Annotated in this window: 17 protein-coding genes and 2 tRNA genes; 9 read left to right on the top strand and 10 right to left on the bottom strand. The window is 70.9% G+C overall.

Annotated elements, in window-relative coordinates; genetic code table 11:
* Positions 1–7: 7 nt before the first annotated feature.
* The 5 genes from ACE3Q8_RS14345 to ACE3Q8_RS14325 form a co-directional block, all read right to left on the bottom strand.
* Entirely contained in the window at positions 8–1,126 is a 1,119-nt protein-coding gene (locus tag ACE3Q8_RS14345) for a copper resistance protein B (RefSeq protein ID WP_374470964.1), read from the bottom strand.
* Positions 1,123–2,865 (bottom strand): copper resistance system multicopper oxidase, encoded by a 1,743-nt coding sequence (locus tag ACE3Q8_RS14340; RefSeq protein ID WP_374470963.1) that lies wholly within the window; start codon positions 2,863–2,865, stop codon positions 1,123–1,125. The genes ACE3Q8_RS14345 and ACE3Q8_RS14340 overlap by 4 nt, the downstream gene beginning before the upstream one ends.
* Before the next feature lie 127 nt (positions 2,866–2,992).
* Positions 2,993–3,568, bottom strand: a complete 576-nt coding sequence (locus ACE3Q8_RS14335) for an RNA polymerase sigma factor (RefSeq protein ID WP_374470962.1) — start codon at positions 3,566–3,568, stop codon at positions 2,993–2,995.
* Positions 3,565–4,005, bottom strand: a complete 441-nt coding sequence (locus tag ACE3Q8_RS14330) for a Spy/CpxP family protein refolding chaperone (RefSeq protein WP_374470961.1) — start codon at positions 4,003–4,005, stop codon at positions 3,565–3,567. The genes ACE3Q8_RS14335 and ACE3Q8_RS14330 overlap by 4 nt, the downstream gene beginning before the upstream one ends.
* A complete protein-coding gene (locus ACE3Q8_RS14325) occupies positions 4,002–4,325 on the bottom strand; it encodes a hypothetical protein (protein ID WP_374470960.1) in 324 nt (107 codons plus the stop codon). The genes ACE3Q8_RS14330 and ACE3Q8_RS14325 overlap by 4 nt, the downstream gene beginning before the upstream one ends.
* Before the next feature lie 74 nt (positions 4,326–4,399).
* Here ACE3Q8_RS14325 and ACE3Q8_RS14320 point away from each other — a divergent pair, with 74 nt between their 5' ends.
* The 4 genes from ACE3Q8_RS14320 (at position 4,400) to ACE3Q8_RS14305 (ending at position 7,223) form a co-directional block, all read left to right on the top strand.
* Complete coding sequence (locus tag ACE3Q8_RS14320) at positions 4,400–4,870, top strand: DUF411 domain-containing protein (protein ID WP_374470959.1); 471 nt, start codon at positions 4,400–4,402, stop codon at positions 4,868–4,870.
* Positions 4,871–5,157: 287 nt separating this feature from the next.
* A complete protein-coding gene (locus ACE3Q8_RS14315) occupies positions 5,158–5,427 on the top strand; it encodes a hypothetical protein (RefSeq protein WP_374470958.1) in 270 nt (89 codons plus the stop codon).
* Positions 5,428–5,539: 112 nt separating this feature from the next.
* Positions 5,540–6,520 carry a tyrosine-type recombinase/integrase gene (locus ACE3Q8_RS14310; RefSeq protein ID WP_374470957.1) on the top strand — a complete coding sequence of 327 codons (981 nt, stop codon included), beginning with the start codon at positions 5,540–5,542 and terminating at the stop codon, positions 6,518–6,520.
* 88 nt (positions 6,521–6,608) lie between these two features.
* The gene (locus tag ACE3Q8_RS14305) at positions 6,609–7,223 is read left to right on the top strand and encodes a hypothetical protein (RefSeq protein WP_374470956.1); all 615 of its coding nucleotides are present in this window, start codon (positions 6,609–6,611) and stop codon (positions 7,221–7,223) included.
* 389 nt (positions 7,224–7,612) lie between these two features.
* Here ACE3Q8_RS14305 and ACE3Q8_RS14300 read toward each other — a convergent pair whose 3' ends face one another.
* Complete coding sequence (locus ACE3Q8_RS14300) at positions 7,613–8,527, bottom strand: 3'-5' exonuclease (RefSeq protein WP_374470955.1); 915 nt, start codon at positions 8,525–8,527, stop codon at positions 7,613–7,615.
* A gap of 135 nt (positions 8,528–8,662) precedes the next feature.
* Between ACE3Q8_RS14300 and ACE3Q8_RS14295 the strand changes: the two genes are divergently transcribed.
* Positions 8,663–8,965 carry an excalibur calcium-binding domain-containing protein gene (locus ACE3Q8_RS14295; protein WP_374470954.1) on the top strand — a complete coding sequence of 101 codons (303 nt, stop codon included), beginning with the start codon at positions 8,663–8,665 and terminating at the stop codon, positions 8,963–8,965.
* 94 nt (positions 8,966–9,059) lie between these two features.
* Here ACE3Q8_RS14295 and ACE3Q8_RS14290 read toward each other — a convergent pair.
* A tRNA-Gln gene (locus ACE3Q8_RS14290) sits at positions 9,060–9,133 on the bottom strand.
* Positions 9,134–9,275: 142 nt separating this feature from the next.
* Between ACE3Q8_RS14290 and ACE3Q8_RS14285 the strand changes: the two genes are divergently transcribed.
* The 3 genes from ACE3Q8_RS14285 to ACE3Q8_RS14275 all read left to right on the top strand — a co-directional run bounded on the left by ACE3Q8_RS14285 (position 9,276) and on the right by ACE3Q8_RS14275 (position 12,741).
* Positions 9,276–9,352, top strand: a tRNA-Pro gene (locus ACE3Q8_RS14285).
* 121 nt (positions 9,353–9,473) lie between these two features.
* Positions 9,474–11,246, top strand: coding sequence for a signal peptide peptidase SppA (gene sppA, locus ACE3Q8_RS14280; protein ID WP_374470953.1), 1,773 nt, complete (start codon positions 9,474–9,476; stop codon positions 11,244–11,246).
* 10 nt (positions 11,247–11,256) lie between these two features.
* A complete protein-coding gene (locus tag ACE3Q8_RS14275; RefSeq protein ID WP_374470952.1) occupies positions 11,257–12,741 on the top strand; it encodes a putative 2OG-Fe(II) oxygenase in 1,485 nt (494 codons plus the stop codon).
* Positions 12,742–12,849: 108 nt separating this feature from the next.
* On the opposite strand, the gene ACE3Q8_RS14270 is transcribed toward ACE3Q8_RS14275, so the two are convergent.
* The 3 genes from ACE3Q8_RS14270 to ACE3Q8_RS14260 all read right to left on the bottom strand — a co-directional run bounded on the left by ACE3Q8_RS14270 (position 12,850) and on the right by ACE3Q8_RS14260 (position 20,527).
* The gene (locus tag ACE3Q8_RS14270) at positions 12,850–15,882 is read right to left on the bottom strand and encodes a TonB-dependent receptor plug domain-containing protein (protein ID WP_374470951.1); all 3,033 of its coding nucleotides are present in this window, start codon (positions 15,880–15,882) and stop codon (positions 12,850–12,852) included.
* A gap of 336 nt (positions 15,883–16,218) precedes the next feature.
* Positions 16,219–17,391, bottom strand: coding sequence for an aspartyl/asparaginyl beta-hydroxylase domain-containing protein (locus ACE3Q8_RS14265; RefSeq protein ID WP_374470950.1), 1,173 nt, complete (start codon positions 17,389–17,391; stop codon positions 16,219–16,221).
* Between the two features lie 154 nt (positions 17,392–17,545).
* On the bottom strand, positions 17,546–20,527 hold the full coding sequence (locus ACE3Q8_RS14260; RefSeq protein ID WP_374470949.1) for a TonB-dependent receptor plug domain-containing protein: 2,982 nt from the start codon (positions 20,525–20,527) through the stop codon (positions 17,546–17,548).
* Between the two features lie 328 nt (positions 20,528–20,855).
* On the opposite strand from ACE3Q8_RS14260, the gene ACE3Q8_RS14255 reads away from it, so the two are divergent.
* Complete coding sequence (locus ACE3Q8_RS14255) at positions 20,856–21,395, top strand: hypothetical protein (RefSeq protein WP_374470948.1); 540 nt, start codon at positions 20,856–20,858, stop codon at positions 21,393–21,395.
* Positions 21,396–21,464: the final 69 nt, after the last annotated feature.

The following is a 21,464-nucleotide window of genomic DNA, read 5'->3' as shown; positions in this document are numbered from 1 at the left end:
GCGACGATCAGAACCAGGCGCGCACGCCGACCACGAAGCGGGTGTCCTCCACCGGCTCCCCGGCCGCCCGGGCGAAGTCGGCCGTGTCGCCGAACTTCCGCTCCCAGTTCACGCCGACGTAGGGGGCGAAGGTCGGCTGGACCGCGTAGCGGAGCCGCAGGCCGAGTTCGAGGTCGCGAAGTCCCGAGCCCTCTCCCAGAGCCCGGTCGGCGCTGGCCGCCAGGTTCGCTTCGGCACGGGGCTCCAGGATCAGGCGCTGGGTGAGGCGGAAGTCGTAGGACCCCTCCACCCGCGCCGACAGGTCGCCCTCGTCCGAGAGGAAGAGGGCGCCTTCCACCTCGAACCAGTACGGCGCGACGCCGTCGACGCCGACGGTCGCGTAGGTCCGCCGCGGCCGAGGCTCGAAGTCCTGCCGCACCCCGGCGTTCAGGTTGAAGTAGGGCCCGATAGCCCGGGAGTAGAGCGCCTGGACCTCGGCCTCGTGCAGGTCGCCGTCCTCCAGCTCCCCCTCGGTCTTGAGGGTGAAGCGGTTGATATCGCCGCCATAGGAGGCGGCGCCCTCCCAGGCGACGACGTCGCCGTCGTCGGAGGGCCGCAGCTCGAAGGTCTCGGCCATCACCTTGGACCAGCGGATGTCGCCATGCTCGTGCCGGAGCTGGGCGCGGGCCGCCGCCATCTCGCCGGTGGGGAAGAACCGTTCGGCGGCATGGTCGGTAGGGGCCGGCGGCGCCGGCTCCGATCCCACAGCGACGGGCGCCATGTTGTGGCCGGCGTGCGGGTCGGCCTGCGCCGGGCCATGACCCGCGTGCGGACCGGCCGGGGCTGCGGGCATGGCGTGGCCGGCATGAGGGTCCGCTGGCGCCGCGGGCATCGCGTGGCCCGCATGAGGGTCCGCTGGCGCCGCGGGCATCGCGTGGCCGGCGTGCGGGTCAGCGGGCGCCGCAGACATCGCGTGACCGGCGTGCGGATCGGCGGGCGCCGCAGGCATGGCGTGACCGGCGTGCGGATCCGCTGGCGGTTGGGCCGCGGCAGGCGCCGGCGCATGGTGGTGGGCGTGCGGGTCCTGGGCGAACGCCGGGGCGGCGATCGCCAGCGGGGCGGCGGCGATCATCAGCAGGCGCTTCATGCCGCAGCTCCTTCCAGCGGACGCACGGTGACGACACGGAACATGCCGGCGTGCATGTGCAGCAGCATGTGGCAGTGGAAGGCCCAGTCGCCGGGCGCGTCGGCCACCAGGTCGAAGCTCGCCTTGCCCCCCGGCAGCACGTTGATGGTGTGCTTCAGCGGCTGATGGTCGCCGTGGCCGTTCACCAGGCTCATGAAGTGGCCGTGCAGGTGAATAGGGTGCGCCATCATGGTGTCGTTCACCAGGGTCACGCGGACCTTCTCGTTGAGCCGGAACGGGATCGGCCTGGTGTTTTCGGAATACTTCTCGCCGTCGAAGCCCCAGATGAACCGCTCCATGTTGCCGGTCAGGTGGATCTCCAGGCTGCGCGACGGCGCGCGCCTGTCCGGGTTCGGCTGGGTGGCGACGAGATCGGCGTAGGTGAGCACCTTGTGCGGGACGGTCTCCAGGCCAGTCGGACGGTCGGCGACGCGGTCCACCGGCATCGGCGAGATCATCTGCACGCCGGGCGTCAGCTTCACCTGCGGGGCGTTCTTCGGGTCGCGCATGGCCATGGAGCCGTGATCCATGGGCTGGCTCCCGCCGCCGTGGCCGGCGTGCGCGCCGTGGCCGCCGCCGCCCATTTCGCCCATGCCCATGTCCTTCATGGTGAGGATCGTGCGTTCGCGCAGGGGAGGGACCGCGGCCGCCATGCCGGGCCGGGGCGCCAGCGTCGCGCGCGCCAGGCCCGAGCGGTCCGAGGACTCGGCCACCAGGGTGTAAGCCCGGTCCTCCGCCGGCTGGACGATCACGTCGTAGGTTTCGGCGTTCGCGATCTGGAACTCGTCCACCTCCACCGGCCGCACATCGACCCCATCCGCCTGGACCACGGTCATCCGCAGCCCCGGGATGCGGACATTGAACATGGTCATGGCCGCGGCGTTGACGAACCGCAGCCGGACGCGCTCGCCCGGCCGGAACAGGGCCGTCCAGTTGCTCTCCGGCCCGTGGCCGTTGATCAGGTAGGTGTAGGTGGAGCCCGTCACGTCGGCGATGTCGGTGGGGTCCATCAACATCCGGGCCCACGCGACGCGGTCCTTCAGCGGCTGGTCGCGGCCGGCGAGCAGGCCGGCGATGGTCTGCTTCTGCTGGTTGAAGAAGCCCGGCTGCTGCTTCAGGCGCACCAGCAACTGGTGCGGGTGCATGAAGCTGTAGTCCGAAAGCACGATGACGTGCTCGCGATCGTAGGGATTGGGTTCGGCGCCGGCCGGGTCGATGACCATGGGCGCGTAGTGGCCCATCAGTTCCTGAAGGCCGGAGTGCGAGTGGTACCAGTAGGTGCCGGCGTGCTTCACCGGAAACTCGTAGGTGAAGGTCTGGCCTGGCTTGATCCCCGGGAAGCTGACGCCCGGCACGCCGTCCATCTGGAACGGCAGGAGCAGGCCGTGCCAGTGGATCGAGGTGTCCTCGTCCGGCAGGTTGTTGGTGACGTGCAGGCGCACGTTCTGCCCTTCGCGCAGGCGGATCAGCGGGCCCGGCACCGTGCCGTTGATGGCGATGGCGTGGCCCGGGCGGCCATCCACCTGGAACGGCGCATGACCGATGGTCAGGCGAATGTCCTCGCCCTCGAGCGCGCTGGGACGGGGCGGCAGCCCCAGGGTCTGGCTGCGGGCCCAGCTCGGCAGCAGGGCGGCGGCGGCCGAGACGCCGCCGGCGGCTGCGGCGCGGCGCAGCATGGCGCGGCGTGTGAGGTCGTTCATGCGCGAACGCATCGCAGGATGGGTCCCATTCTCGTGTAATGGCGCGGAGGTGATGCGCCTTCCCATCGTGGGAAGGTCAACGGCCTATCGGTCCTTAGGCGGGATACGCGCCAGCCCGGACGATCCCTCACCGCCGTTCAGGCCGGGCGAGGATTTCCGTGAGCTGCAGGCGCGCGCGGTAGACGCGGGTCTCCACCGCCTTGACGCTGACGCCGAGCAGGCCGGCCGCCTCCTGCTGGCTCAGCCCCTCGAACAGCGTCAGCAGCAACGGCTCCTTGAGCTTGGCCGGCAGCCGGGCGATGGCGCGGTCCAGCCGGCGCAGGTCCTCGCGCTCGGCCAGCGAGGCCTCCGGCGTCGGCGCCGGGTCGGCCCGGCGCTGCGCCTCGGGACTGTCGAGGTCGCGGTCGCCCAGGATGGCGCGGCGCACGGCCAGGCGGCGGCCGCGGTCGCGGCACTTGTTCAGCGCGATGGCCCGCAGCCAGGTGGCGAACGGGCGGCGACCGTCGAAGCGGCCGAGCGCCTTCCAGGCGGCGACGAAGCTCTCCTGCACGACCTCGTAGGCGGCGTCGGGCTCGCCGACGTAGCGGCGCACGAAGCGGTAGAGCCCCTCCTTGTGCCGGCGCATCAGGGCCGTGAACGCGCGCTCCTCCCCGGCCGCCGCGCGCCGGGCGAGGTCGAGATCCTCGCCGTCGGCGAGGTTCACGGCGTGGGTTCGGTGAGGGCCTCGGCCACGCGCGCGTCGAACTTCGTCGCCTGTTCCGGCGTCAGCACCCGCCGCACCTCAAGCACGTGGACGATGGTTTCCTTCTGGAGCTCGCCCATGGCGTGGTGGAAGCGTTCCACCGAAGCCTGGACCTCGGGCGAGTACTCGTGGCGGGCCTGGATGGCGGCGGCGAGTTCGGCGTTGGCGGCGCGCAGCTCCGCCTCGCGGATCCGCCTGCGGACGGCGAAGGACTGCTCCAGCGGGGCGAGCTTCGCCTCCTGCTGCGGGGTCAGGCGCAGCTCCTTGTGCACGAAGTCCTGCAAGGACGGCGGCGCGCGCCGGGCGTCCACGTAGCGGACCGCGCCCCAGGCGCCCACGGCGCCGGCGATCATGGTCAGGACGAGCGTCAGGAGCAGCCCGCGGCCGGGCCCCCTCATCCGCGGCCCTCGAGGAGGGTGGACGGCGCGAGCTGCGGCCCCACGGAGAAGACCGAGATCTCGCTCTGGCGCACATGGGCGGAGGCCGCGCCCAGGCCGCCGGCGGCGACGCCCAGAAACAGCGAGCCGACCACCGCGGCCACGCGCACCACGAAGGCGGCCCCCGCGGCGCGGCCGGCGTCCGGCGACTCGTCCGCCGCCGCCCAGACCCGCGGCTCGAGCTGGTCGAGCCGGCGGTCGGCAGGCTGGTCCTTCAAGGCCAGCAGGAGGTGGTCCAGCCGATCGGCCACGTGGTTCTCCGTCAGACGTGCGTCCGTCATCATATACGCAACCGCCGGCGCGGTCCCTCAATCTCAGGGGTGCGCCGGGTGGCCACGTATCCTCCCATAGAGCCATGACCGAAGCCCGACACGCCCTGCCCCGCCGCCGCCTGCTCCTGGCCGCCCCGGTCCTTCTCCTGCCGGCCGGCTGCGCCCGCGCCGCGCCGCGCGAGCTCGCCGTCTTCAAGACGCCGTGGTGCGGCTGCTGCAAGGGATGGCTGGCGCACATGACCCGGGCGGGCTTCACCGCCCAGGTGACCGAACTCGAGGACCTGGCGCCGGTTCGCGAGCGCTACGGCGTGCCCTTCCAGCTCTCCTCCTGCCACACAGCGGTCATCGGCGGCTATGTGGTGGAAGGCCATGTGCCGCCCGCCGACGTGCAGCGCCTGCTCAAGGAGCGGCCGAAGGCGATCGGGCTGACGGTCCCCGGCATGCCCCTGGGCTCGCCTGGGATGGAGCTTCCCGACGGCACGCGCGAGGCGTTCGAGACCCTGCTGCTGCTCGACCGCCAGGGCCGAACGGCGGTGTTCGCCCGCCACGCCTGAGGCGGCGCGGCTCGCCGATGCTTCGGGATGTCGGGGGAGAAAGTGGCTGGGGAACTAGGACTCGAACCTAGAATGACGGTACCAAAAGCAAGATCTACCTACAGACTAACGGGACGATAGACAGACAAACGACCTATACGTCGCAGACACGATTTCAACGGGTTAGAGCGTCGTCTGAAATCGCGAAATCGGATACATCAAACGCACTTCCATGTCAGCCCGATCGGCGCCATTCTGGCCGAGCACAACTGACATTTCGCGACTGACGATGCCGGCCAACGATAACCATGGCTCGCCCCTTGGACCGACCAATAACTCCACGCCTGCTCACTGCGAGCGAAGCCGCGGCCTACTTCCGCCTGCCCGTCACGCGGTTCAGGCGCCTGCGCCTGGGCGAGGTGAGCCTCGGCTCGAAGGTGCTCTATGACCGTCACGCCCTCGACGCCTACCTCGACCGGGTCAGCGGCCTGGACGCCGCCGGCCAGCCGGCCAGCGAAGCGGACGCCGCGCTCGCCAGGTTCGTTGCGCGTCCGCAGCGCGCTCCCCGGGATCCATAGGGTTCGCCGCCTCCGAGCCGATGGAAGCGTTGCGGAGTACTGGTATGCCTGGCGCGGCGGTCCTCGGATCCTGCACGCCTGGGCCGCCAGCGATGCGCTGCTCGACCGGGAGGTGGCCAGAGCCTTCCCCGAGGCCGCGGCCGCCTACGCCCTGCGCCACAGCGACCGGAAGGCGCCTGACCGGGCTTCGCTCTATGGCCTGATCACCCGCTACCTGCAGAGCCCCGAGTTCGCCCGCGCCGCGCCTCGCACGCGGAAGGACAGGCGAACCCTGCTCGACCGGGTGCGCAATGATCTGGGCGAGATGGAGCTCCGCGCTCTCGAGGCCCGCGGCGCACGCGCAGCCCTCCTCGCCTGGCGCGACCGCTATGCGGGCACACCGAAGACCGCGGACGAGCTCGCGGGGGTGGCCTCGAAGGTGATGCAGTGGGCGGTCGACCGTGGCGAGCTCCAGCTCAACCCGCTGGCGGGCTTTCCCCGCCTCTACCGTGTCAACCGGGCCGAAGCGGTCTGGGAGAGCCACCACCTCGCCACCCTGCTCGCCCATGCGGCGCCCGAGTTCGCCTTCGTGGTGCGGCTGGCGGCGCTCAGCGGGCTGCGGCTGGGCGACCTGATCCGCCTGCCCTGGGCCGCAGTGGGCGAGCACGCGATCGTCTGGCGGACGGGGAAGAGTCGCGGCCGCACCACCGCCGTGATCCCCATCTACGACGAGCTTCGCGAGCTGCTTGCGGAGATCCCGCGCGGCCACAGCCCCACTGTCCTCAACTCGGCGCGCGGCCGGGCGTGGACGGCGCCGGGCGTCGAGTCCGCCTTCCGGCGCGCGAAGCTGGAGGCGGCGAGGCACGCCCGCCAAGCCGGGGACGGAGCCGACGTCAGCTCCGGCATCGAACACCTGCGTTTCCACGACCTGCGGGGCACGGCGGCCACGAACTTCATCCGCGCCGGCCTCGAGCTGGACGACGTCGCCACCGTGCTCGGCTGGGTGAAGGTCCGCGTGGAGCAGATCGCCGCGCGCTACGTCACCGGCGAGGAGATCGGGCTGGCCATGGTCCAGCGCCTGCGCCGGGCGCGGGCGGCGGACGCGAGGGCCTAGGGCGGCCGCACCTCGCCCGGCGCGGGCGACAGGGCGGCGGGCGGCTTGCTACCGTCCACGACGAAGCCAAGCCCGAGGGGGAAAGACCATGGATCCTGATCGCCGCAGGGCGGCCGCGCAGCAGCCTGCCTTCGACTATCTCTTCCTGCGCGGCGAGGCCGACGCGGAGGGCGTGGCGCAGGGCCTCGCTTCGGCCGGCGCCACGATCGTCGGCCGGTTCACGCCCCAGCTGGGTTGGGCGAGCGACGAGGCCGCCCTGCTGATCGGCTGGCCTGGCGGCGCGTCCCCGGCGGTGGAGCAACGCCGCGCCGCCTGGGCGGGCGAGAGGCTGGAGCACCATGCGCTGACCCCGACCGCCCGCCCGACCCATCTCGCGCCGGCGACGCCCGGCGGCATCTATGTCCACCGCTGGTTCACGGTGCTCCCGGACGCCGTGGACGAGTTCGTGGCGCTCTCGGTGGAGGGGTGGCGGGACTTCGAGACACGCTTCGAGGCGTCCATCCATGGCCTCTTCCTCGCATCCTCGCAGGCGGCGGGCGCGCCGGCGGGCGCCCGAAACCTGCTGCTCCTGACCCGCTACGCCAGCCATCAGGTCTGGGAGGCCTCCCGGGACCCCACGACCGCGGCCATGGCGGCGTTCCGCCGGCGCCGCGCGCTCACCCTGCGCACCTGGGCGGCCAGCACCCTGCTGGCGGCGGGCTGATGCAGGCTGCAGGAGGCTGGGGCGGGCGCGGTGCGGCTATCGCTCCGCGCGCGAGCGTGCCGGCCGGCTCTGCGAGCGCGTCAAGGCCGGCTTCGCCGCCGCTTCGCGGTGGCGCCTGGCGGCGCCAGCCCTGACCCGCTCCCGCCGGCCGGCGCTGGCTCGGCGTGTCGCGAAAGCCTCTTCCCCTTCGTGAACGAAGCGGCTGCGGCGGCGGCTGGTCCCGTGATGTGGGTTGTTGCGGCTGGCGTTTTCGTCCGCCGCGGGACCCTGCCCCGTTCCCGGGTCCCGCGAAAACCTCAACACCCACAGCCGCCTGGGACCGCCAGGTCCCGCGGCCTTTCATCTTGCCCTGACCGGGTGTCTGGCTCCGTCGCAGGTCTGGCGGCTTGTCACCAACGGTCGGAGAAACGGTCGTAGGCGTCGATGCGGCGGCAGGCGATCTCCAGCTCCCGCTGGTAGATCTCGGCCTGCAGCCAGGCGAGCTCGGCCTCGCGCCCGGCTTCGGGGACCTCCGTCCACCAGGCCCTGGGCGCGCCGTTGTCGTCGCCGTTCCAGCGGTAGTTGCGCGCCTTCAGGAGGTGCTTCAGGTCGTAGGGCGCGCCTTCCGCCCAGATGCGCCAGCTGGGCGCCCTCGCCCGTTCGAGCAGCTGGGCCAGCGCCGGGCGGCCGCTTCTGGGCAGGGGGCGGGCCAGGAGCTCGATGGCGGCGTGGCAGTCGTGGGTGGCGCGGTGGCGTTCGTAGAAGAAGCCGGCGGCGCCGGCGAGGTAGGCGAGCTTGGCGCCCTCGTAGCCTTCCGCGGCCCAGTCCACCTGGCTCATGGAGCAGGCCCAGGCCTTGGTGGTGAAGCTCGCACAGAAGCGTTCGAGGAATTTGCGGTCGAAGGCGGCGTTGTGCGCCACCACCAGGTGGGCGGGCGCGACGAAGGCGGACACCGCGTCCGGATCGATGGCGTGGCCCAGGACAGCGGCGTCGTCGATCCCGGTGATGGCGGTGATTTCCGGCGGGATCGGATGCGAGGGCTCGCGCAGGCCGTGGAAGGGCTCGCCGACGGACAGCACCTGGCCATCCAGGCCATAGGTGAAGGGGACCATCGCCAGCTCGATGATCTCGTGGCGGCCGGGCTCCAGGCCGGTGGTCTCCACGTCCACGTAGAGCCCCAGGCGCGTCGGGCCCGCGGCGGCGGCGGCGGCGGCGGCGCGCGGCCGGAGGCGACGCAGCACGCGGTAGCGGCCGCTCGCCTCGAGCAGGGCCGCCATGGCCTCCAGCTCAGCCTCGTCCGGCTCCCGGGACCCCTCGCGACTCATGCGGGAATGATGGGCCTGCGCGCGATCTCTCACCAGGGCGGCGCGGGGTCGCGTTCGCCCGGGCGGGGTTGCGCGGGCGGTCGGACACCTGCCTCATGCCGGCGGGCGGGGAGAATTCTCATGGGACGAGGGCTGATGGCGGTCGCTGCGGCGGCCTTGGCGCTGGGCTGGGCAGGACCGGGCGCGGCGCACCCGGGCGGCCTGAACGCGGAGGGCTGCCACAACAATCGCAAGACGGGGGACTATCACTGCCACAGGGCTCCGCGGCCTGCCGAGGGGCGCGAGTCGTCTCGTCCGCAGGGCGTTCTGGGGGCCGGCGGCGGCGCATTTCGCAACTGCGCGGCGGCCCGGGCGGCCGGCGCGGCGCCGCTGCGGCGGGGCCAGCCGGGCTATGGGCCGCACCTCGACCGCGACAACGACGGGGTCGCGTGCGAGTAGGCGCGCGCGGGGCGCTGTAAATGAAACTGTAAAATGACGCTGTGGCGCGCTTGCCGCTCCGGCGTCATCCTATTGATTTCATTGAGGAAGAAAGTGGCTGGGGAACTAGGACTCGAACCTAGAATGACGGTACCAAAAACCGCAGTGTTACCATTACACCATTCCCCAGCAGGAACGGCGAAGAGGGGTGTCCCCTCGCGAGAGGCGGTGAGATAGCGCAGGACCTTGCGGGATGCAACGCCCCGCATCGAACCTTTTCCACCCCGCTTGCGGGGGCCGAAACACTCCCCTATAAGGCCGGCCTCCAAGTCGGAGTGTGGCTCAGTCTGGTAGAGCACCGCGTTCGGGACGCGGGGGTCGCAGGTTCGAATCCTGCCACTCCGACCATCTTCTCCCGACACCTCGAACCTCCCCATTCCGCGGCCCTTCCCGCGCGCGGGATTGTGTGCGAGAGGCCGGAGGCGCAGCCCCTCCCCGACCGCTGCGCTCGAGGTTCGATCGCGGTCCCATGAAGCAGTTCCTGATCACCGCGGCCGGCGTGTTCGCCGGCCTGATGATCTTCCTGGTGGGCGTGCCCATCGTGCTGGTCGCCATGGCCGCCAGCGCCACGGGCGGGGCGACCGTGCCGGCCCGGGCGGTTCTTGAGCTCGACCTGCGCGATCCGCTCACCGACCAGACGCCGCAGAACCCCTTCGCCGGCATCGGCCGCCGCTCGCAGTCGGTGATGTCGATCATCGAGGGCCTGCGCCGGGCCGCCGCCGACGACCGGGTCAAGGGCGTGCTGATCCGCCTGCCCGAGGATGGGCTCGAGCCGGCGGCGGCCGACGAGATCCGGCTGGCGGTCAAGCATTTCCGCGCCTCCGGCAAGCCGGTGATCGCTCACAGCCAGGGGCTCTATCCGGCCGGGGTGATCTCCTCGACCTACATGCTGGGCGCCGCGTCCGGCGACCTGTGGATGCAGCCGGGCGCCTCGTTCCAGGTGACGGGGCTGGCCAGCGAGGACGTGTTCTTCAAGCGGCTGTTCGACCGCTACGGGGTCTCGCCGAACTTCGAGCAGCGGCGCGAGTACAAGAACGCGGTCAACGGCTTCCTCTACGACGACTACACGCCAGAGCACCGCGAGGCGCAGCTCTCGTGGATGACCTCCGTCTACGAGACCGGCCTGGCGACGGCCGCGGGCGACCGGAAGACCGACGCCGCCGCGCTGCGCCGCACGCTAGAAGCCGGCCCCTACCTGGCCGAGGAGGCGCAACGCCTGCGCCTCGTCGACAAGCTCGGCCACGTGCGCGAGGCGCAGCTTGCCTTGCTGCGCCGGGCCGGCGGCGACGCCGAGCTGATGGACTTCGAGGACTACGCCCAGGGCCGGCGGGAGCGCCGCGGGCGTGGCGACACCATCGCGGTGATCGAGGGTGAGGGCCCGATCGTCACCGGGCGCGACGGCGGCGCGAACCCGTTCTCGGCCAGCGGCGCGATCTATTCGGACGACGTGTCCGAAGCCTTCCAGGCGGCGATCCGCGCGAAGGACGTCAAGGCCATCGTCTTCCGGTTGAACTCGCCCGGCGGCTCCGACACCGCGTCCGAGCAGATCCTGGCGGCCATCCGGTCCGCCAAGGCGGCCGGCAAGCCGGTCGTGGTCTCCATGGGGACCTACGCGGCGTCCGGCGGCTACTGGGTCTCGTCGGAGGCCTCCGCAATCGTCGCCGAGCCCTCGACGCTGACCGGCTCCATCGGAGTCTATGGCGGCAAGTTCGCACTCGGGGAGGCGCTGGGCCGCTTCGGGGTCGACCTGCGTCAGCTCGAGGTGGGCAGCCCCTACGCCGGCGCATTCGGCGTGTCGCGCGACTTCACCCCGGAAGAGCGGGCCGCCTTCGCCCGTTGGATGGACCGCATCTACGAGACCTTCATCACCCGCGTGGCGACGGGGCGGAAGCTCGCGCCCGAGCAGGTGCGCGAACTGGCGCGCGGCCGCGTCTGGACCGGCGCCCAGGCCCAGCGCCTGGGCCTGGTGGACGAGCTGGGCGGCTTCTATCAGGCGGTGGATCGCGCCAAGCGGTTGGCCAAGATCGAGGGCGAGCCGGCCCTCCGCCGCGTCGGGCCCATGGCTTCCCCGTTCGAGGCGCTGGAACGGATCCTGGGCGTCCAGGCGACCTCCGCGCGCACCCTTGCGGCGGCAGCCTGGGTGTTCGGCGACCCGCGCGCCGAGCGGGTGATGGACGAGATCGCGGCTCAACGGCTGCGCGAGAAGGGGGCGGCGGTGCTGGCCCCCACGCCGGCGTTCTGAGGTCCCGCCCTTGCCGCCCGCTGACCATCGGCAGGCCTACGAGCTGATCCGCCAGGGCGACGTGGAGGGCGCGCTCCGGTTCACGGCGGCCCTCCTCGCCGAGCCCGTCCCGAGCCAGGGCGCGTTCGCCGCCCGGGCGGCGGCGCTGAAGGCGGCCGGGCGCAAGCCCGAGGCGCTGGATGTGAACCGCGCCACCCTCGCCCGGTATCCCAACAGCGCCGTCGCCTGGCACAACCTCGCCTCCACCCTGGGCGATCTCGGTCAGGCCGAGGAGGCGGAGAGCGCCGCGCGTCGGGCGGTCGAACTCGGCCTGAACGCGCCGGAGACCCGGCTCGTCCTCGCCCGGGCGCTGCAGGCGCAGAACCGCTTCGACGAGGCGGAGGCCGCCTTCCGGGCCGCCCTCGACGCGCGGCCGGCCTACGAGGAGGCGCAGACCGAACTCGCCCAGCTCATCTGGATGCGCACCGCCGATCGCCGCGCGGCGCTGGCGCGCCTCAGCCGTGCAGCCGCCGAGCATCCCGGCCATCCGGGCCTGTCCTACGCCCTGGCGGTGGCCCAGGAGTTCACCGGCCAGCCGGAGGCGGCGCGCGCCACGGCTGAAGCAGGGCTCGCGGCGGCGCCGCAGGACCGACGGCTGCTCGGCCTGGCCGTGGAGCTTTGTGGCAAGCTTGACGATCCGGAGGCGGCGCTGCGCTGGGCGCGCCTGGGCGCCCGTGACGACGCGGCCGGCCGGGCGGTCCTCGCCCAGGCGCTGCTGGCGGTGGGCGACGGCGAGGGGGCCGTGGCGGCGGCGGCCCGCGCAGTGGCCCTCGCCCCGCTCGACCAGTATGCGCTGGCCCTGCTCACCACGGCGTGGCGCCTGACCGGCGATCCGCGCTACCGCCAGACCTGTGACTACGACCGGCTGGTGGCGAGCTACGACATCGTCGACCCGGACACGGCCGAGGGCGCGGGGTTCCTGGAGGAGCTGCGCGCCGCGCTGCGGCGGCTGCACCGGTTCACCACCCATCCGTTCGCCCAGTCGGTCCGGCAGGGAAGCCAGGCGCCCCTGCGGCTGGACGGGACCCACGAGCCGGTGATCGAGCGCCTGCTGCAGATGCTGCGCGAGACGGTCGCACGGCGTATCGCCGAACTTCCGCCGGGGGATGACGCCTTCGCCCGGCGCAACACCGGGCGCGCGGAGATGACCGGCGCGTGGTCGATCCGGCTGGGAGCGTCCGGCCACCACGCCGACCACGTGCACCCGATGGGCTGGATCTCGTCGGCCTTCTACGTCTCGACGCCTGACGACACGGCCGACGCCGAGGCCAGGAGCGGCTGGATCGGCTTCGGCCATCCGGGCGTGCGGACGCGCCCCGAGCTGCCGGCCGAGCGCTTCGTGCAGCCGCGGCCCGGCCGCCTGGTGCTGTTCCCGTCCTACATGTGGCACGGCACCGTGCCCTATGCCTCCGACCAGGAGCGGATGACGGTCGCCTTCGACGCCGTCCCGGCCTGACGCCTCGCCGCGGCGCCCGCAGGACGCGCCGCGCTCCAGACAGCCACAAAGAAAAAGGGCGGCGACCGAAGTCGCCGCCCTCCTCAGGCTTTGGTCTGCCGTGCGGGCTTAGAAGTCCGCGCGCAGGCCCACGAACAGGTACCGGCCCAGAGCGTCGTAGGTCTGGGGATAGGTGTTCCCGTTGCAGGGGCCCGACGGGCAGTTCGACTGGCTGACCAGCGGCGGCTCGTTGTCGAGCACGTTGTTGACGCCGAACCGCAGGGTCATGTTCTCGCGAACGCCCCAGGTGCCGGCCAGGTCGAAGTAGTTCTTGTCGGTCAGCTTCGCGTCGCGGCCGTTGTAGGTGCCGCCATCGATGCGCGCGTCGCTTTCCACATCGCCGACATAACGCCAGGTGGTGGACAGCTCGAAGTTCCACGGGGTCCGCCAGGTCATGCGGGCCTTGTGGCGCCACTTCGGCATCGGCGCCGAGGCCGGCGTCGCCGAGCTCGTGCAGGTGCCGCCGTAGTAGCCGGCGCAGTCGAAGGGCTCGTCGCCCGGCAGGGTGGTGACGAGGTAGTGCTCCAGGTAGCTGCCCTGCAGGTTGAAGGACAGGCCGCCCATGCCTTCCAGCGCGCTGGTGAAGCCGAAGTCGGCGAAGTCGAAGCGGTAGTTGGCTTCGACGTCGATGCCTTCAACTTCCAGGCCGCCGGTGTTGAAGGTGGTGTCGGTCACGTAGCCGTTCTGCGACAGCCACAGCGAGCCGGTGCCCGGCGCGCGGTTGATGAGGCCGCAGAAGAAGGCGTCGCCGGTCAGGGCGCAGCGCTCGAGCGTCACGTCCTGGCCGATCTGGCCGATCCGGTCCTTCAGCTTGATGTTGTACCAGTCGACCGACGCCGAGAAGCCCGGGATGAAGGTCGGGGTGAACACCACACCCAGCGAGTAGGTGTCGGAGGTTTCCGGATCGAGGTCCGGGTTACCGCCGGTCTGGCCGTTGTACTGCGCGGCCAGGTTCGGGACGATCCGGCCGTACTGCGCCGCGGTCACGCCCGTCAGGGCGCACTGGGCGGCCGTGAACTCGGGGGTCGCGCCTTCGCAGGGGTCGACCGTGCCGTTCAGCACCACGTTCAGGGTGGCGAACAGTTCCACCACGTTCGGGGCGCGGACGGCGCGGTTGTAGCTGGCGCGGAAGCGGAAGTCGTCGGTCGGCGACCAGTCACCCGCGATCTTGTAGGTGTCGGTCGAGAAGCCCAGCGAGTAGTCCGACCAGCGGTAGCCGACTTCCGCCGACAGGTTCTGGAAGAACGGCATGTCCTGGACCAGCGGGATCCGCGCTTCGCCGAACAGTTCGTACACGTCGTACGAGCCGTTGGACGGCAGCGTGGCGCCGCCTTGGCCGGCGAGGTCGCCGGTCTGGTAGGACAGGTCGGTGTTCAGGTCGAGCTTCTCGCGGCGGTACTCGGTGCCGAGCGCGAAGCCGACGCCGTCAGCGGCCCACGGAGCCTTGACGCCGTACTGGCCGATGTCGCCGGTCAGCGAGGCGGTGACCACCGTCTGGGTGTACTCGCCGTTCTGGAAGCCCGGCGTCTGGATGTAGTTGATCGACTCCTGCGAGGGGCCGGCCGCGCTGAAGATGTCGTACGGACGGCAGGCCGGGTCGAAGTTCGGGCCGGCGAGCGACTGCACGGCGGAGCGGCAGGCGGCCAGGCCGGTGTTCGGGTCGGTGACCACGTCCAGGGCGCGGGCCGAACGGACCAGCGAGAAGTCGTTGTAGTAGACGTTCTGGTAGACGACCACGCCGTGCTGGGCGGAGACGTCGTACTGGAAGCCGTTGGCGATCTGGCCGCGCATGCCGATCACGCCGCGGTAGTCGGTGTGGCGCAGGTCGGAGACCCGGCCGCCGCCTTCCACGTTACGACGCAGCACCGTCACCGAGGCCTGCTGGCCCGGGGTGGTCGGGTCGGCGTCGCTGTTCACGCCGAGCGTGAACGGGTTGGCCGGATCGTCGGGCAGCTGGTCGATGGTCGGGGCGCAGAACACCGCCGCCTGGGACGCCGTCAGGAACGGGTTGCCCGAGCAGTTGATGTTCATGTTCTGGCCGAAGATGCCCGACGGCGCGATCTGGGCGACCGTGTGGTCGTCCATGAACATGAGCTGGGTGTAGACCTCGGCCGCGTCGTTGAACTTGTAGTTCGCGAAGGCGCCCAGGACGTAACGCTCGTCCGGACGCTGGTAGTAGTTGTAGGGGCCGAAGTTGAACGCGTCGCGCGCGCCGACGTAGTCGCGGAAGCCGCGGCCGCCCGGAGCGCTCGGGTCGATGGTGACGTAGTCGTCACCGGCGCCGCCGCCGCTGATGAAGCCGCCCGGCGCGGTCGTGCCGGAACCCGAGCAGTTGAAGCCGCCGCCGGCCGTCGGGGCGTTGGCCAGCGTACAGGACGAGTAGTCGCGCGCGTCCTGGGTGACGCCCTGGACGTTGCGGTAGCCGACGTAGGCGGTGACGTTGCCGTTGCCGTCCGGCGAGTTCATGCCGACGACCAGGTTCAGGTCGGTGGTGCCGCCGTCCCACACGTCCTTTTCCGGAGCCGCGAAGGCGGCCGGATTGGAGGCGGTGGCCGCGCGGCGCTCGAGGATCGAGCGGACGGTGTCGTTGTTGTTGGTGTGCTGGTACCCCGAGTACTGCGCGTCGAGACGCACGCCCTCGAAGTTCTTCTGCATGATGAAGTTCACCACGCCGGCCACGGCGTCGGCGCCGTACACGGCCGAGGCGCCGCCGGTCACCACTTCGACGCGCTCGATCAGCGCGGCGGGGATGAAGTTCAGGTCAGGGGCGGTGTTGTTGGCCGTGGCGGCCGGGGTGCCGGGCTGGAGGCGACGGCCGTCGATCAGCACCAGGGTGCGGCTCGGGCCGAGGCCCCGCAGGTCGACGGTGGCGGTGCCGGTGGCGCCGTTGGCGTAGGACGAGCCCTGGGCGGCGAACACCTGCGGGAGCTGGTTCACCAGGTCTTCCGACCGGGTCACGCCGCGGGTGACGATGTCCTGGGCGCCGACGACGGTCACCGGGCTGGCGCTGGTCAGGTTCGGCTGCGGGATGCGCGAGCCGGTGACCACCACTTCAGAGACTTCGCCGGCCTCTTGGGCCGCCGCCTGCGTGGACAGGCCCAACAGGGCTGCGCCACAGATCATCGAAGACGCCAAAAGGCGTTCCCGCATGGAGATGAATTTCACGGTTTGGATCCTCCAGCGAGCCGTCGAGACGACGGCCGCTCCCCACAACAGAAAGGTCCCGGCAACAGGGCTGTCCCCGGTTACGGCGGAGTTACGAGGCTAACCAACCCAGGGTCAACGACCATTACTCGCGGATCACACTGGCGACCCGAACGTGTCGCATTCTGGTCACAGATGCCCAAGCGAGCCGCATAGCGTGCATCAATCTTGCCGCAGCCGCAGGGCTTGGCGGGGATTCACGCCTGGAGCCTTGCGCCGGCGGCGGGCCGCTGTCTACGGCGCGTAGAACCGATTCCGCGCCGTCAGGAGCTGCTTGACCAGTTCGAGCTCGCCGGGCTCGAGCAGCGGATTCCATACGTCGATGATCAGGATCACCCGCAGCGCGTCGGCGTCGTTCCAGGCCTCGTGCTCGATGGTGTCGTCGAACACCCAGGCCTCGCCGAGCTTCCACTCGCGGGTTTCCGCGCCGACCCGGAAGCGCGCGGGGCCCGGCAGCACTAGCGGCAGGTGGGCGAGCAGCCGCACATTGGTGGAGCCGGTGTGCGGCGGGATGTGGGTGCGGGCGTCCAGCGCCGAGAACATGGCCGTGGGCGCGAAGTCCGGCGCATGCGCCATCGGAATGGCGTCCAGCAGGGCGGCGGTGCGGGGGCAGCTCTCGCAGACCAGGTCCTGCCGCACGCCGTCCTTCCAGAGGAAGAGCGAGCTCCAGCGCCGCGAGTGGTTGAGCTCGCCCCACTGGTTCACCGGCACATCCGGTGGGAAGGCGATGTAGGGGGCGAACGCGTCCATGCGCCCGGAGAGCAAGGCGGCGAGTTCTTCCTGGATCGCCGGCGTGGCGGCCTCCAGCTCGCCCAGCCAGGGGAAGAGCTCTCGTGGGTAGAAGGGAATAGCCGGCAGCCGGGGATAGTGCAGGAGCAACGGCTCCTGATTGTACACACGCCGACGGCCCGAATAGATGCCGATCGCCTCGTCGATGCGCTGCACGGCCTGATCCGTTCCGGCGGTTTCCACCGGGCCGAGCTGGGCGCGGAGGAAGGCCTCCAGCTCCGCCTGGGTCCGGGCCACCACCTCCCGGGCCCGCGCCACCGGCGCCTGGAGCTGCGGCGGAAGCTTGTCGGCGTCGGGCGCGAGCTTCAGAGCGTTCTGGTAGATCCGCGCGGCCGCGCGCTCGCCGGAAAGCTTCTCCACCACCGCCCCTTTCGAGAGCAGCGCCAGGAAGTTGTACGGGTCCAGCGCCAGCGCCTCGTCAAGCGCGGCCACGGCCTGCGAGAAGGCGCCGGCCATCCGGTGGACCAGCGCGCGCTGCATCTTCAGGTTCGCATCGTGAGGCGCCATGGCCTCGGCCCGCAGGATCAGCCCAAGGGCCGTGCCGCCGTCGCCACGGCGCACGGCGGCCATGGCGTCGGCGAGCAACTGCTCGGGGGAGGACTGGACGCCGACGACCATGGGCACACCTTCGACTCGTGGAACGGGGTGGGTAACGCCGCGCTGGGAACCGTGAAATGCCGAAGGTCAAAACACAATGCGGCCGGCGCCCTTTCAGGCGCCGGCCGCATCGGGAAACTCAGAGAGGGCGGCCGCCAGGCCGCCCTGCCCGCTCCTAGAACCGCATACGGACGCCGGCGTAATAGCGGCGGCCGACGGCGTCGTAGACATCGGGGTACGTGGTCCAGCCGGTGGTCTGGCCCGGGACGAGGCCCGAGGTGCCGCCGACGAACTGGTACTCGTCGAAGATGTTGTCGACGCCGAAGTAGACGTTGGCCTTGTCCGTCACGTTCCAGCGGATCTGGGCGTTGTGGAAGGTCTTCGCCTCCAGCGGGACGTTATAATAGAAGTCGTTCACGTCCTTGGTGACGACCACGTCGCCGATGTACTGCGTCGTCCAAGCGAGCTGCACCGGGCCGTTCTGGTAGACGAGGCCCAGGGTCCACTCGTTGGTCGGCGCGCCCACCGTCCCCGCATCGCGGATCAGGTCGGCCGGATCGGCGCCTTCGTACGGGGTGGTCGTCAGCTTCTCGAGGTTGCCGTAGGCGATGCTCGCCGAGAGCTGACCCTTCTCGCCGGCGTAGACGCGGTCGAGGAAGCCGAGGTCGTTCAGGTCCTGACGGTAGCTGACCTGCACGTCCCAACCGCGCGTGTCGGTCTCGGCGAAGTTGTCGTAGACCTGGTTGACGAAGTTGAGGGCGCCGAGCTGCGGGCCGGTGCCGAAGCGGCCGATCGCCGAGCAGAACGGGTTGTCGGCGTTGAAGCCGGCCGGGCCGTAGCAGCCCGTCAGCAGCCGGTCTTCGCTGATGGTCGTGATCCGATCCTTGATCTTGATCACGTAGTAGTCGACCGACACCGACAGGTTGTCGAGGAAGCCCCAACCGCGCGGGTTGAACAGCACGCCCACGGTGTAGCTGTCGCTCTCCTCCGGATCGAGGTTCGGGTTGCCGCCGTCAAAGCCGGTGACGCCCTGCTGCTCGATCTGGGTGATCGCGAAGCCGCCGTCCCGCGCCACACGCGCCGCCACCGCCGGATCGGCGAGGCAGGCGGCGGCGGCCGCGTTGCCCACCGTGGCGGCGTTGACGCCGCTGGCCAGCACCGCGCTCGGGTCAGAGATGTTCGTGCGCGTGTTGAAGAACGCCGCCTGGCCGGAGGCTGTGCGGGTCACCCCGGCGCAGGGGTCGTTCACGCCGGGGAAGTCCTGCGAGGCCGGCGAGAACAGTTCGGAGATGTTCGGCGCGCGGGTGGCCTTGGCGTACTGCGAGCGGAACTTCAGCCACGCGAACGGCTGGTACTCGAGCGAAGCGGCATAGGAGTAGGTGTCGCCGACGGTCGAGTAGTTGGAGTAGCGGCCCGCCAGGTTCAGGTCGAGCGATCGGGCGAACGGCATGTCCGCCAGGATCGGCACGCGCACTTCGCCGTAGAGCTCGGCGACGTCGAACTTGCCACGGGTGGCCGGGGTGGCGTTGCCCGAGGTCTGGCCGAGCTGGGTGAGCAGGTCGGGGACGTCGTGCGAGCGCTCGCGGCGGTACTCGGCGCCGGCGGCGTAGCCGACGGGGCCCGCGGGCAGGGTGAACAGGTCGCCGCGCAGGAAGCCGGAGACCACCAGTTGCTCCACGAAGGCGTCGCGCGAGGTCGGGACGCTGACGTAGTCGGCGGCCTGGCTCGAGATCGCGCCCTCGCCGAACAGGTTCAACGGCACGCAGCCGGCGGCGCGGGCTGCCGGGTCACGGCAGACCACCTGGCCGTTCTCCACCACCGCGTCGAGCGCGTTGCGGAACTTCACGGCGTCGATATCGCCCGACGACTTCTGGCTGTCCTCGGTGCGGCCGTAGTTGATGGACAGCTCGTAGCTGTGGCCGCCGCCGATGTCGCCGGTGAAGCCGGTGACCACACGGAAGGTGTCGCGGTCGATGTCGTTGCCGCGGAACCCGATCTCGTTCAGGCGGCGGCGGAAGCCCACCACCAGGTTCTGATCGGCCACGCCCGGGGTGGCCGCACGGGCCGCGGCGCGGACCGACTCCGGCACCACGGCCGAGAGGATCGGCACGCCGTTGGAGCAGGTCCCGTCCTCACAGAAGGCGAAGGCGCCGTAGACCTGGTCGGAGCCCAGCGGGGTGGCCTCGATCTGGGAGGTCAGCTTGCTGCTGACGTAGTTCACCTCGGCGAAGAACTTGGCCGACGGGTTGAACTCGTAGTCGAGGTAGCCGGCGAAGTTCACCTGCTCGAGCGGCACCTGCAGCAGGCGCGCCGACTGGCGGTTGTAGCCGAGGGCGCCGGTGTACGGCACGAGGCCGCCCGGGGTGACCACGCGCAGCAGGTTGGAGCCGCCCGCCGCGGTCGGGATCTCGATCACGCCCGCCGGGGTGTAGGACGAGTAGAGACCCGCGGTCTGGCTGCGGATCAGGTCGTAGTTGGCGGGATCGCCGTCGTAGTCGTCGACCGCGTCGTAGGCGAGGCCCTGGTCCTCACGGTCGCGCGCCCAGATCGAGCCGATTTCCTGGTAGCCCAGCGAGGCGACCACCGAGCCCTTGCCGTCGTGGAAGGTCTTGCCGGCGGTGACCGAGAACTTGATCCGCTCGTCGTCCTCGCGCTCGGACAGGCCGTACTGGCCGTTCACGATCACGCCGTCGATGTTCTTCTTGGTGATGATGTTCACCACGCCGGCCAGGGCGTCGGAGCCGTAGGTGGCCGAGGCGCCGCCGGTGACGACGTCGATGCGGTCCACCAGCTCGGTCGGGATGGTGTTGAAGTCGACGACCTGGGTGCCGACGAGGCCGGCCACGAAGCGGCGCCCGTTGACCAGCACGAGCGTGCGGTCCTCGCCCAGGTTGCGCAGGTCGACGGTGGTGATGCCGTTGGAGGCGGTCTGGAAGCCCGAGTTGGTCGGCGTGATCGACGAGACGCCGGCGGCGGGAAGCTGGCGGATGATGTCGCCCGTGTTGACGGCGCCGGTCGCCTCGATGGTGCGCGTATCGATCACCGAAACCGGGGTCGGCGCATCGAGATTCGGACGCGCGATACGCGAACCGGTAACAACGATTTCGTCAACATTCACGTCCTGGGCAAGAACCGGGCTCGCCGAGAGCGCTGACATAACGCCGATCATCATCGACGAGGCCAACAGATACTGCCGCCGCAATTTCATCTTCTACGCCTAAGCTTGATCTGACCTGGAAGCAGGGTCGCGCGGACGTAGTTTCCTCGGGCGAGGCAACGTCAATTCACAGGTAACGAATGGCGCCAGACGTAACGTGGTGTGTCACATCTGCGTCACAGTTTGGGCCAGATCGACCGGGTGCGGCGAGGAGTCCCGGACGCCGCCGTTCGCCGGGCGCCGGTCGTCCGGGACCGTCGCGTGCGGGACGTTGCGCCGCCGGCCGGGCGCCGCTTGAATGCGCGCCTCATCGAGAGGGGTGCGACGCATGACCATCCACCGCGCGCGGACGAGCCTGGCCGTCCTCGCAGCCTTGGCCGTGGCCGCCGCCGGCGCGGCCTCCGCGCAGCCGAAGCCGGAGGGCCGCGCCGGGGCGCTCCAGCGGCTGACCGACTGTCGCAAGATCACCGACGGCGCGGAGCGGCTGGCCTGCTACGACGCCGCCGCCGCCGCGTTCGAGAGCGCCGAGGCCAAGGGCGACGTGGTGGTCGTGGACCGCGAACAGGCCCGGGAGGTCCGCCGCCAGGGGTTCGGCTTCCAGATCCCCTCCCTCGCCATGTTCGAGAAGGGCGAGAGCAAGGAGGAGGTGGAGAACGTCACCGGCCAGGTGGCCTCGGCCCGGATGAACGGCGCCGGCAAGTGGGTGGTCCAGCTCGAGGGCGGCGCGGTCTGGCTGCAGATCGACACCAACGAGCTGTCGTTCGGCCCCAAGCCAGGCGACCCGGTGAAGATCCGCCGCGCCACCCTGGGCAGCTACCTGATGAGCGTGAAGGGCCAGCGCGCCTTCCGCGTGAAGCGCCAGGAGTAGTCGCGCGGCTCCGGCGTTGCGCAAGCGCGCCTGCGACCCGATGATGCCCGGAGCAGTCCGGGAGCTTGA

The organism is Phenylobacterium sp. (assembly GCF_041913825.1).
GTDB lineage: Bacteria > Pseudomonadota > Alphaproteobacteria > Caulobacterales > Caulobacteraceae > Phenylobacterium.
Note: the sequence above shows the minus strand (reverse complement) of the source record. Positions and strands in the feature narration are given on the sequence as shown.

What these genes read in the sequence shown, in the direction of transcription:
- ACE3Q8_RS14345 (WP_374470964.1), bottom strand. Translation starts at nt 1,126, where the DNA reads ATGAAGCGCCTGCTGATGATCGCCGCCGCCCCGCTGGCGATCGCCGCC.
- ACE3Q8_RS14340 (WP_374470963.1), bottom strand. Translation starts at nt 2,865, where the DNA reads ATGAACGACCTCACACGCCGCGCCATGCTGCGCCGCGCCGCAGCCGCC.
- ACE3Q8_RS14330 (WP_374470961.1), bottom strand. Translation starts at nt 4,005, where the DNA reads ATGAGGGGGCCCGGCCGCGGGCTGCTCCTGACGCTCGTCCTGACCATG.
- ACE3Q8_RS14325 (WP_374470960.1), bottom strand. Translation starts at nt 4,325, where the DNA reads ATGACGGACGCACGTCTGACGGAGAACCACGTGGCCGATCGGCTGGAC.
- ACE3Q8_RS14320 (WP_374470959.1), top strand. Translation starts at nt 4,400, where the DNA reads ATGACCGAAGCCCGACACGCCCTGCCCCGCCGCCGCCTGCTCCTGGCC.
- ACE3Q8_RS14315 (WP_374470958.1), top strand. Translation starts at nt 5,158, where the DNA reads ATGGCTCGCCCCTTGGACCGACCAATAACTCCACGCCTGCTCACTGCG.
- ACE3Q8_RS14305 (WP_374470956.1), top strand. Translation starts at nt 6,609, where the DNA reads ATGGATCCTGATCGCCGCAGGGCGGCCGCGCAGCAGCCTGCCTTCGAC.
- ACE3Q8_RS14300 (WP_374470955.1), bottom strand. Translation starts at nt 8,527, where the DNA reads ATGAGTCGCGAGGGGTCCCGGGAGCCGGACGAGGCTGAGCTGGAGGCC.
- ACE3Q8_RS14295 (WP_374470954.1), top strand. Translation starts at nt 8,663, where the DNA reads ATGGCGGTCGCTGCGGCGGCCTTGGCGCTGGGCTGGGCAGGACCGGGC.
- sppA (WP_374470953.1), top strand. Translation starts at nt 9,474, where the DNA reads ATGAAGCAGTTCCTGATCACCGCGGCCGGCGTGTTCGCCGGCCTGATG.
- ACE3Q8_RS14265 (WP_374470950.1), bottom strand. Translation starts at nt 17,391, where the DNA reads ATGGTCGTCGGCGTCCAGTCCTCCCCCGAGCAGTTGCTCGCCGACGCC.
- ACE3Q8_RS14260 (WP_374470949.1), bottom strand. Translation starts at nt 20,527, where the DNA reads ATGTCAGCGCTCTCGGCGAGCCCGGTTCTTGCCCAGGACGTGAATGTT.
- ACE3Q8_RS14255 (WP_374470948.1), top strand. Translation starts at nt 20,856, where the DNA reads ATGACCATCCACCGCGCGCGGACGAGCCTGGCCGTCCTCGCAGCCTTG.